The sequence below is a fragment of the Elioraea sp. Yellowstone genome (assembly GCF_006704265.1).
In the GTDB taxonomy this organism is placed as follows: domain Bacteria; phylum Pseudomonadota; class Alphaproteobacteria; order Acetobacterales; family Acetobacteraceae; genus Elioraea.
Genome location: NZ_VIKA01000115.1, coordinates 1 through 10,160 on the forward strand (window position 1 = coordinate 1; position 10,160 = coordinate 10,160).

The window sequence follows — 10,160 nt, forward strand, 5'->3', positions numbered from 1 at the left end:
GCGCGGAGACCATCCCGCGCGTCGGCATCAACCCGCTGGCCGCCGCCGCGGCGCCGCTGCTCGACCTCGTCGGCCGGCTGCGCAACACCGTCCGCCCGCCCGAGGCGGGCGATCTGCGCGAGCGCGCGATCGCGGCCCTGCGCCAGTTCGAGGCCGATGCGCGCGCCGCCGGCGTGCCGGCCGAGCAGATCCGCGCCGGCCACTACGTGCTCTGCGCCACGCTGGACGACGTCGTGCTGAACACGCCCTGGGGCAGCCAGAGCCCGTGGGCGACCGCCAGCCTGATCGCCACCTTCCACCGCGAGACCGGCTCGGGCGAGCGCTTCTTCGCGCTGCTCGAGCACCTCCAGAAGGAGCCCGGACGGCACAAGCCGGTGCTGGAGCTGATGCATCTCTGCCTCAGCCTCGGCTTCCAGGGCCGCTACCGGCTGAGCCCGCGCGGCCCGGCCGAGCACGAGCGGGTGCGCGAGAGCCTCTACGCCGTGGTGATGGCGCATCGCCAGCCGCCGCATCGCGACCTCTCGCCGAACTGGAAGGGGATCGAGGCGCCGTGGCGCCCGCCCGGCCGTGCGGTGCCGATCTGGGTGATCGGCGCGCTGGCGGCGGCGATCTGCGGCGGGCTCTACGCCTTCTTCGCCTTCTCGCTGAACAGCCGCTCCGACGAGGTGTTCGCGCAGGTGCTGAAGGCGCCGCCGCTCGCCCAGCCGGCGCTCGCCCGCGTCGCTCCGCCGCCGCCCCCGCCGCCGCCCCCGCCGCCGCAGGCCGGACCGGACCAGCCGACGCGGATCGCCACCTTCCTCGCGCCCGAGATCCGCGAGGGGCTGGTCGCCGTGCTCGCCTCGCCGCAGATCATCGTCATCCGCATCAAGTCCTCCGGCATGTTCGCCTCCGGCAGCGCGAGCGTCACCCCCCGCTTCGTGCCCATCCTGGAACGGATCGGCCAGGCGCTCAGGGACGAGCCGGGGGACGTCACCGTGGTCGGACACACCGACAACGTGCCGATCCGAACCGTGCAGTTCCCGTCCAACTTCCAGCTCTCCAAGGCGCGCGCCGAAGCGGCGCTCGCGGTGATCGCGCGCGCGATCGGCGATCCCGCCCGCCTCTCCGCCGAGGGCAGGGCGGATGCCGAGCCGATCGCCGACAACGCGACGGCGGAGGGACGCGAGCAGAACCGGCGCATCGAGCTCGTCATGCCGCGCATGGAGCGGCCGCTGTGAAGCCGCCTGCGGGACTGGCCGCGCTCGCAGGCTCGCTCTGGGTGCGCGCCAGCGTCAGCCTGGTCGGCGTCGGCCTGCTCGCCGCGCTCGTCTGGGTGTTCGGGCCGCTCGTTTCGGTCGGCGGGATCGCGCCGCTCGCGGGCGAGCTTGCCCGCCTCGGCGTGATCGCCGTCCTGGTGCTGGCCTGGGCGGTCTGGACCTTCCTCGCCTGGCGCAGGCGGAGGAAGGCGGAAGCGGCGCTGATCGAGGGCGCGGGCGGCGCCGCAAGCGACCCGACCGCCGCGGCGGTGTCCGACGAGGTGGCCGCGCTCAAGGCGAAGCTCACCGAGGCGCTGACCCTGCTCTCGAAGGCGCGCGGTTCGGGCGCGCTCTACGAGCTGCCCTGGTACGTCATCATCGGCCCGCCGGGGTCGGGCAAGACCACGGCGCTGATGAACGCCGGACTGACCTTTCCGCTCGCCGACCGGATGGGGAGCGCGCGCGTCGCCGGCGTCGGCGGCACGCGGCTCTGCGAATGGTGGTTCACCGACCAGGCGGTGCTGATCGACACCGCCGGCCGCTACACCACCCAGGACAGCGACGCGACGGTGGACAAGGCCGGCTGGCAGGCCTTCCTCGATCTCCTGCGCCGCAACCGCCCGCACGCGCCGCTGAACGGCGCGCTGGTGGCGATCAGCCTCGCCGATCTCGCGACCCTCTCGCGCGAGGAGCGGCTCGCCCATGCGCGTGCCGTGCGCGCGCGGCTGAAGGAGCTCGACGAGCGGCTCGGCGTGCGCCTGCCGGTCTATGTGCTGTTCACCAAGGCCGACCTGATCGCCGGCTTCACCGAGCATTTCGACGATCTCGACAAGGAGGGGCGCGAGCAGGTCTGGGGCGAGACCTTCCCGCGCGACGCCAAGGGCGCCGAGCGGTTCCGCGCCGCCTTCGCGGGCCTGCTCGAGCGCATCAACGCCCGCATCCCCGTGCGCGTGCAGGCCGAGCGCAGCCCCGACCGGCGCGCGGCGCTGGCGGCCTTCCCGGCGCAGCTCGCCTCGATGGAAGGACCGGCTTCGGAGTTCCTCGATGCCGCCTTCGGCGAGAGCCGTCTCGATCCGGCACCGTTCCTGCGCGGCGTCTATCTGACCTCCGGCACGCAGGAGGGCACGCCGATCGACCGGCTGACCGGCGCGATGGCGCGGCTGTTCAACGTGCCGGTCGCGCGCGCCGCCGCGCAGGCGCCGGGGCAGGGGCGGAGCTACTTCCTCGGCCGGCTGCTGCGCGAGGTGGTGTTCGGCGAATCGGGGCTCGTCGCCGCCAAGCCCGGCGCGGCGACCCGGCGGCGCGCGATCTCGATCGCCGCGTGGGCGGTGGCCGGCCTCGCCGTGTTCGGCCTGGGCGGGCTCTGGTTCAACGCCTGGCGCACCAACCAGGCCGAGATCGCGCGCCTGGAGCAGGCCGCACGCGAGTTCGAGGAGGCCGCGAGGGGCGTGCAGTTCGATCCCGTCGCGGATGCCGATCTCATCGCCGTGCTGCCGCTGCTCGACCGCGCGCGCGCGCTGCCCTTCGGCCCGGACGACCGCGAGCGTGACGGCGGCTTCGGGCTCGGCCAGGCGGACAAGCTCGCCGCCGCCGCCGACCTGGTCTATCGCCGCCAGCTCGACCGCGTGTTCCTGCCGCGCCTGCTCTGGCGGCTCGAAGCGCAGATGCGCGGCGCGCTCAACCGGCCCGAGTTCCTCTACGAGGCGACGCGCGTCTACCTGATGCTCGGCCAGCAGGGGCCGCTCGACCGCGCGCTGATCCGCGACTGGATGGCGCTCGACTGGCAGCAGGCCTTTCCGCAGCAGGCGCAGTCGCGCGCGCGGCTGGCGCGCCATCTCGATGCGCTGCTCGCCGCGCCGATGGCGACCTACCCGCTCGACGGCGCGCTGATCGACGAGGCGCGGCGGGTGTTCTCGCGCCTGCCGCTCGCGGGCCGCGCCTATTCGCGGCTGCGCCCGATCGCCGCCGCCGCCAACCTGCCCGAGTGGTCGCCCGCGCAGGCCGCCGGGGCGGCGGGTGCGCGCGTGTTCACCCGCGCCTCCGGCAAGCCGCTCGCCGAGGGGATTGCCGGCCTCTTCACGGTCGAGGGGTTCCACCGCGTGGTGCTGCCGGCGCTGCCGCGCGTCGCCCGCGAGGTGGCCTCCGAGTCCTGGGTGCTCGGCCCCGGCAACGAGGTCGCGCTGGATGAGCGCGCGCTCGCGCGGCTGCAGCAGGAGATCCTCGAGCAGCACTACTACCCGGCCTATGCGCAGGCCTGGCAGGAGCTGCTGAACGATCTCGCGATCGTTCCGTTCCGTGCCATCAACCAAGCGATCGACGTGCTGAACATCCTCTCGGCGCCGCAGTCGCCGATGCGCGACCTGCTCGCCGGCATCGCGCGCCAGGTGACGCTGTCGCGCGATCCGGACGCGCCGGCGGGCGGGCAGCAGGCGGGGCAGGGCGGGGCCGCGCCGACGACGGCGGCGCAGCGACTGCAGGCCGTGTTCGGCGCGGCGGCGCCCCAGGGCGAGGCGCCGAAGCCGATCGGTGCGGCGATCGACGAGCGCTTCCAGGCGCTGCGCGAGTATGTCGGCGCGGGGCCCGGCGCGCCGATCGACAACACGCTCCGTCTCCTCAACGAGCTCTACCAGCAGCTCGCCCGGCTCGCCGCCTCGCCGTCCGGCACGCCGCCGCCGGCCGCGGGGCTCGATCCGGCGCAGCAGCTCCAGGGCGAGGCCGCGCGCGTGCCGGCGCCGGTGGACGGGTGGCTGCGCGCGGTCGCGCGTTCGGGCACGGCGATCCGCGCGGGCGGGGTGCAGCAGGCGGTCGCCGGCGCGCTCGCCGCAGGCGTCGCCCCGCTCTGCACGGCGGCGGTGAGCAACCGCTTCCCCTTCGTGCGCGGCGCCCAGGCCGAGACGCCGATGGACGACTTCGCGCGACTGTTCGCGCCGGGGGGACTGATCGACGGGTTCTTCAACACCAACCTGCGCCCGTTCGTGGACATCGGCGTGCGGCCCTGGCGTGTGCAGCCTTCGGACGGGATCACCCTGCCGATCAGCCAGGCTGCCCTGATGAACTTCTACCGTGCCTCGGTGATCCGCGACGTGTTCTTCGCCGGCGGAGCGCAGCCGCAGATCCGCTTCGAGATCCAGCCGGTGTCGATGGATGCCGGGGCGCGCCAAGCGCTGCTCGACCTCGACGGCGTGACCATCACCTACGCGCACGGCCCCTCGCGGCCGACCCAGGTGGTCTGGCCGGGGCCGAACCGGATGACGAATGTGCGCCTGGTGCTCGAGCCGCCGCCGGCGAGCGGCGTCGGCTCGATCAACGAGTCCGGGCCGTGGGCGCTGTTCCGCCTGTTCAGCCGCGCGCAGGTCTCGCAGGGGCGGGTGCCGGAGGAGTTCTCGCTCACCTTCAGCCTCGGCGAGCGCAGCGTCACCTATGTCGTCCGGGCGGGCAGCGTGTTCAATCCGTTCGCGCTGCGCGAGCTCTCGGAGTTCCGGTGCCCGGCGCTGCAGTAGGGGGGGCGTCGGCGCCCGCGGGGCTGTTCGGCAAGCTGCCGGACCACCGGGATTTCGTCCGTCGGTCGCTGCCGGAGAGCTTCGTCGGCCCGTGGGACGAATGGCTCTCGGCGGCGCTGGCGGAGAGCCGCGCCCGGCTCGGCGCCGGATGGCTCGCGGCCTTCCTCGAGGCCCCGGTCTGGCGCTTCGCGCTCGCGCCTGGACTGTGCGGCCCGCGCGGCGTCGCCGGCGTGCTTGCCCCGAGCGTCGATGCGGTCGGTCGGCACTTCCCCATCACGCTCGCTGCGTTGACCGACGCACCGCCCGATCCCTGCACCTCGGCCTGGCATGACGCGCTGGAGGCAATCGCGATCGACGCGGTGACGGAGGGCTGGACGGCCGAGCGGCTCGCCGCCGCGCTCACCCCCGCCGGCGCCCCGCCCGCGGGCATGGCGATCATGGGCAGCGTCTGGCAGACGCTCGGCGCGCCGCGCGTGCAGCCGCGCCGGCTGGAACTCGCTGCCCTGCCCGCGCCGGCCTTCTTTGCCGAGATGCTTGCCGATGCGGCGGGTGAGGCGGCCGCGCCATGACCGCGCGCGGGCTCTGCCAGGGCTGGGGGGCGACCCATGCCGGAACGAGACGGCCGAGCAACCAGGACGCCTTCCTGCTGCGCTCGGAGATCGGCCTCTGGGCGGTCGCCGACGGGGCGGGGGGGCACGGCGGCGGCGAGATCGCCTCGGCGCGCGTGGTGGACGCCCTGCGCACGCTGCCCGTCGGCCTCGCCTCGGGCGAGCTGCTCGCGCGCACGCGCGGCGCGCTGGAGCAGGCGAACGCGGCCCTGCGCGCGGAGGCGCGCGCGCGCGGCCCCGGCGCGCTGCTCGCCTCGACGGTCGTCGTGCTGATGGTGCGCGGGGGACACTTCGCCTGCCTCTGGGCCGGCGACAGCCGCTGCTATCTCTGGCGCGGGGGGCTGCTGACGCGGCTGACGCGCGACCACTCCATGGTGCAGGAACTGCTCGATGCGGGCGCGCTGACGGAGGAGCACGCCGCGCGGCATCCGCATGCCAATGTGGTGACGCGCGCGGTCGGGGCGGATGAGACGCTCGTGCTCGACAAGGTCACGGGGCAGGTCCAGCCGGGGGACCTGTTCCTGCTCGCCTCCGACGGCGTCTGCAAGGACCTGGGGGACGCCGCGATCGCGGCGACGCTGATCGGCGGCGGGGAGGGGCAGGGACTGGCGGACTCGCTGATCGCCCTTGCCATGTCGGCGGGCAGCACCGACAACGTGACGGTCGTGCTGGTGCGCTGCGGCTGAGCCAGGGGCAGGAACGAAACGGGCCCGGCATGGACTGCCGGGCCCGCGGCAGGCGGGACCTGCGCCCGCTGCCTGGTCAGCGCTACATGGTCTTGGCCTGCCCGATGTCGTAGGCGACCTTCATTGCGGCCGCATCCTTGCCGGTCGCGTCGCTGCCCGTGTAGCTGAACTCGAACTTGACGAAGTTCAGGCTGATCGACTCCGAGGGCGCGCCCTCGCCGCCCGAGGAGACCGAGTAGCCCGAGACCAGGGTCTGCTCGAACTTGTACTCGCACAGCTTCGCGAGTTCCTTGCCGGTGCGGGTCATGACGATCTTCACGACCTTGCCGTCGCTGCCGATCAGGCTCTCCTCGAACAGCTTGGGCGAGGCCTTGTCCATCAGCCGCGTCACGACCACCTCGCTGACCGAAGGTGCAGACGCTTCGCGGTTCTCCGCCCCGCCGGTCGGCGTCGAGATGCCGCGGCCGGAGCCGAACTGGAACGAGTTGACCTCGATCCACTTCTCGAAACCCTTGGCCGTGACGTTCCCCTCGATCCCCTCGTAGTGCATGAAGATGGGCATGAGACCCTTCCTTTCTCAGTCCTTCGGTATCCGTGCAGCCGCAGCGACCGGGAACGCCGTCTCCCGACCTCGCCCGCCTCAGTTGATAGCGTAACGGAACCCGCCGTCGGAATCCAGCCCGACATGCGCGGTTGCGATCGTCTGGCCGGCGGCGAGACGCTCCAGAATCTCGGCCGACATCTCCGGCAGCATGGTGCGCGAGAGGATGTTCTCGACGTTGCGCGCGCCGGAGGCGCTCTCCTTGCAGCGCGCGGCGATCGCCTCGACCAGCCCCTCGTCCCAGGTGAAGCTCGCGCGGTAGTTCTCGAACAGGCGCTTCCTGATGCGGCCGAGCTGCAGCACGACGATCTGGCGGATGATGCTCTCCGAGAGCGGGAAATAGGGCACCATCGTCACGCGGCCGAGAAAGGCGGGCTTGAAGATCTTCAGCAGCTCCGGCCGGATCGCCTCGGCGAGCCCTGCCGGATCCGGCATCGTTTCGGGATCCGCGCAGAGCTTGGCGATCGTGTCGGTCCCCGCGTTCGAGGTCATGATGATGATGGTGTTCTTGAAGTCGATGTCGCGGCCTTCGCCGTCCTTCATGTTCCCCTTGTCGAACACCTGGTAGAAGATGTCCTGCACGCCGGGGTGTGCCTTCTCCATCTCGTCGAGCAGTACGACCGAGTAGGGGCGCCGGCGCACCGCCTCGGTCAGCACGCCGCCTTCGCCGTAGCCGACATAGCCGGGAGGCGAGCCCATGAGCAGCGAGACCTTATGCTCCTCCTTGAACTCGCTCATGTTGATGACGGTGAGATTCTGCTCGCCGCCATAAAGGAGGTCCGCCAGCGTGAGCGCCGTCTCGGTCTTGCCCACGCCCGAGGTGCCGACCATCAGGAACACGCCGAGCGGCTTGCGCGGATCGGAGAGCTTGGCCCGGCTGGTGCGCACCGCCTGAGCGATCGCCTCCAGGGCCTGCGGCTGGCCGACGATCCGTTCCTCCATCTTCTCCTTCAGCGTCAGGATGGTGCGGATCTCGTCCGACTGCATGCGTCCGGCGGGGATGCCGGTCCAGGATTCCACGATCTCGGCGATCGCGTTCGCGTCCACCACGGGATGGATCAGCGGCTGCTCGCCCTGGAGCGTGCGCAGCCTGTCGCTGAGCTCGGAGAGCTGCGCCCTGAGCGCGTCCTTGTCGCCCGTGTCCTCCTTGCTCTCGATCTTCTCGCGGATCGCGCGCATCTCCGCGACCAGCGCCTTCTCCTGCTCCCAGCGCGCCTCGAGCCCCTTGAGCGCCTCCGCGACCTTCTGGCGCTCCTCGAGCAGTTCGCCCTTGCGCGCGCCATGGTCGGCGCCGGCGGCCATCTCGCGGTCGAGGATCTCGACTTCCGTGTCGATCAGCGCGATCCGGCGCCGCTTCTCCTCGATCGGCGCGGGGATCGCCGCCTGGCTCATCGCCACCCGGGCGCAGGCGGTGTCGATCAGCGAGACGCCCTTGTCGGGGTTCTGGCGCGAGGGGATGTAGCGGGCGGAGAGCTTCACCGCCGCCTCCACCGCCTCGTCCAGGATGCGCACCTTGTGGTGCTTCTCGAGCGTGCCGACGAGGCCGCGGATCATCGCCACCGCCACGGGCTCCGCCGGCTCCTCGACCTTGACCACCTGGAAGCGGCGGGTCAGCGCCGCGTCCTTCTCGAAGTACTTCTTGTATTCGGCCCAGGTGGTGGCGGCGATCGTGCGCAGCTCGCCCCGCGCGAGCGCCGGCTTGAGCAGGTTCGCCGCGTCGCCCTGGCCCGCCGCCCCGCCCGCGCCGATCAGCGTGTGCGCCTCGTCGATGAACAGGATGATCGGCTTGGGCGAGGCCTTCACCTCCTCGATCACCGACTTGAGGCGGTTCTCGAACTCGCCCTTCACCCCGGCTCCCGCCTGCAGCAGCCCGAGATCGAGCGTGCGGATGGTGACGTCCTTGAGCGCGTCCGGCACGTCGCCCTTCGCGATCCGGTCGGCGAAGCCTTCCACCACCGCGGTCTTGCCCACGCCGGCCTCGCCGGTGAGGATCGGATTGTTCTGCCGCCGTCGCGTCAGGATGTCGATCACCTGGCGGATCTCGGTATCGCGGCCGAGGATCGGGTCGATCTTGCCGGCCTTGGCGCGCGCGGTCAGGTCGATCGTGAACTGGTCGAGGGCGGCGGTGGAGGCGGGGCGCGCGGAGGGGGTGCCGTCCGGCCCGGGGGCGGCGCCGGCCTCGGCCATCTGCACCGCGGTGCGCGCCTCGGCGCTGTCCTTGGTGATCGCGGCGAGGTCGCGCCGGAGATTCGCCGCGTTGATGCGGCCGAACTGCGCCGAGGCCTCGTGCGCGACGCGGGCGAGGTCCTCGTCGGCGAGCAGGGCGAGCAGCAGGTGGCCCGAACGGATCCGCCCGGCACCCTGTTCGAGGCTCGCGAGCAGCCAGGCCTGCTTCATCAGCTCGACGACATTGGGCGAGATCGCCGGCGCCCGGCTGTTGCCGGTCTTGAGCCTGTCGAGCACCCGCGTCAGGTCGGCCGCGAATCGTCCGGCATCGACCTCGTAGTGGCGGAAGAGGAAGCCGATGTCGCTGTCGGCGGCGTCGGCGAGCTTCAGCAGCCAGTGCTCGATCTCGATGTTGTAGTGCGTGCGCGAGAGGGTCAGGCCGGCGGCCGCCTCCAACTGCCGCCGGCAGTAGTCGTTCAGGCGGCCCACCAGGGCCTTGAGGTCGACCGCTGCCACGTGGTTCCCTCCGCTGTCGTTCCGTTCTGCGCGGCAGGACAGTAGGTTTCTCGCCCGGCGGTTGTCCAGCGCCTGCGCCGCGGCTGCGGCGAGGCGGCGCGATGCAAGGAGGCAGGTGTGGCGCTCGACGGTTTTGACCTTGCACGGTTCCTCCAGCCGATCGACGGCGAGGATCCGGCCGGCCCGGACCTGCGGCAGGACTTCGCCCCCGGCTCGACCTACTACCGTTTGCGCGACGCGCGCGCGGAGGCGCGCGCCGCGGAACGGGCGATGGACGCGAACCCCGAGGAGGCAACGGTGCCGCCGCAGTGGCGCACCATCGAGGACCTTGCCGGCAAGGCGTTGGAAACGCAGTCGAAGGATCTCGAGATCGCCGCCTGGTACACCGAGGCGCTGCTGCGCCATCACGGCTTTGCCGGGCTCGCCGCCGGGGTCGGGCTCATGCGCGGCCTGGTCGAGAGCTTCTGGGAGGGGCTGCATCCGCGCCCCGACGAGGACGGCATCGCGACCACGGTCGCCGCCGTTGCCGGACTGAACGGCGACGGCGGCGACGGCACGCTCGCCCAGCCCATCCGCAAGGTGCCGCTGTTCGCCGACATGCAGGGCAACCCGATCGCGCTCTGGCAGATCGAGCAGGCGGATGCCCTGGCCGGGCTGGACGCGGAGCGGCGCGAGGCGCGCATCGCCGCCGGCGCGCTGACGGTCGAGACGATCGAGCGCGCGGCGGCGCTCCAGAAGCCGGCGCACTGGGCCGCGCTGATCCCCGCGGTCCGGGCCGCGCTGGAGGCGTGGCAGGCGCTCGGTGCCGCGCTGGACGCCCGCGCGGGCCGCGACGCCCCCCCCACCTC

At 72.6% G+C, this 10,160-nt stretch carries 7 protein-coding genes; 5 read left to right on the forward strand and 2 right to left on the reverse strand.

What is annotated here, in order from left to right; translation table 11 throughout:
• The 4 genes from tssL to FK498_RS14175 all read left to right on the forward strand — a co-directional run.
• The coding region (tssL, locus tag FK498_RS14160; protein ID WP_141855620.1) for a type VI secretion system protein TssL, long form at positions 1-1,217 on the forward strand (1,217 nt) is incomplete at its 5' end.
• Positions 1,214-4,735, forward strand: a complete 3,522-nt coding sequence (gene tssM, locus FK498_RS14165) for a type VI secretion system membrane subunit TssM (RefSeq protein WP_237560953.1) — start codon at positions 1,214-1,216, stop codon at positions 4,733-4,735. The genes tssL and tssM, both read left to right, overlap by 4 nt.
• On the forward strand, positions 4,717-5,304 hold the full coding sequence (tagF, locus tag FK498_RS14170; protein ID WP_141855622.1) for a type VI secretion system-associated protein TagF: 588 nt from the start codon (positions 4,717-4,719) through the stop codon (positions 5,302-5,304). The genes tssM and tagF overlap by 19 nt, the downstream gene beginning before the upstream one ends.
• The gene (locus FK498_RS14175; RefSeq protein WP_141855624.1) at positions 5,301-6,029 is read left to right on the forward strand and encodes a PP2C family serine/threonine-protein phosphatase; all 729 of its coding nucleotides are present in this window, start codon (positions 5,301-5,303) and stop codon (positions 6,027-6,029) included. Before tagF ends, FK498_RS14175 begins: the two co-directional genes overlap by 4 nt.
• A gap of 82 nt (positions 6,030-6,111) precedes the next feature.
• Here the strand turns inward: FK498_RS14175 and FK498_RS14180 are convergent, their stop codons facing one another.
• Positions 6,112-6,591, reverse strand: coding sequence for a type VI secretion system tube protein Hcp (locus tag FK498_RS14180; protein ID WP_141855625.1), 480 nt, complete (start codon positions 6,589-6,591; stop codon positions 6,112-6,114).
• 78 nt (positions 6,592-6,669) lie between these two features.
• Positions 6,670-9,312: a type VI secretion system ATPase TssH gene (gene tssH, locus FK498_RS14185; protein WP_141855627.1), complete on the reverse strand. Its 2,643-nt coding sequence runs from the start codon at positions 9,310-9,312 to the stop codon at positions 6,670-6,672.
• Between the two features lie 117 nt (positions 9,313-9,429).
• On the opposite strand from tssH, the gene tssA reads away from it, so the two are divergent.
• A partial coding sequence (gene tssA / locus FK498_RS14190) for a type VI secretion system protein TssA (protein WP_141855630.1) occupies positions 9,430-10,160 on the forward strand: 731 nt, incomplete at its 3' end.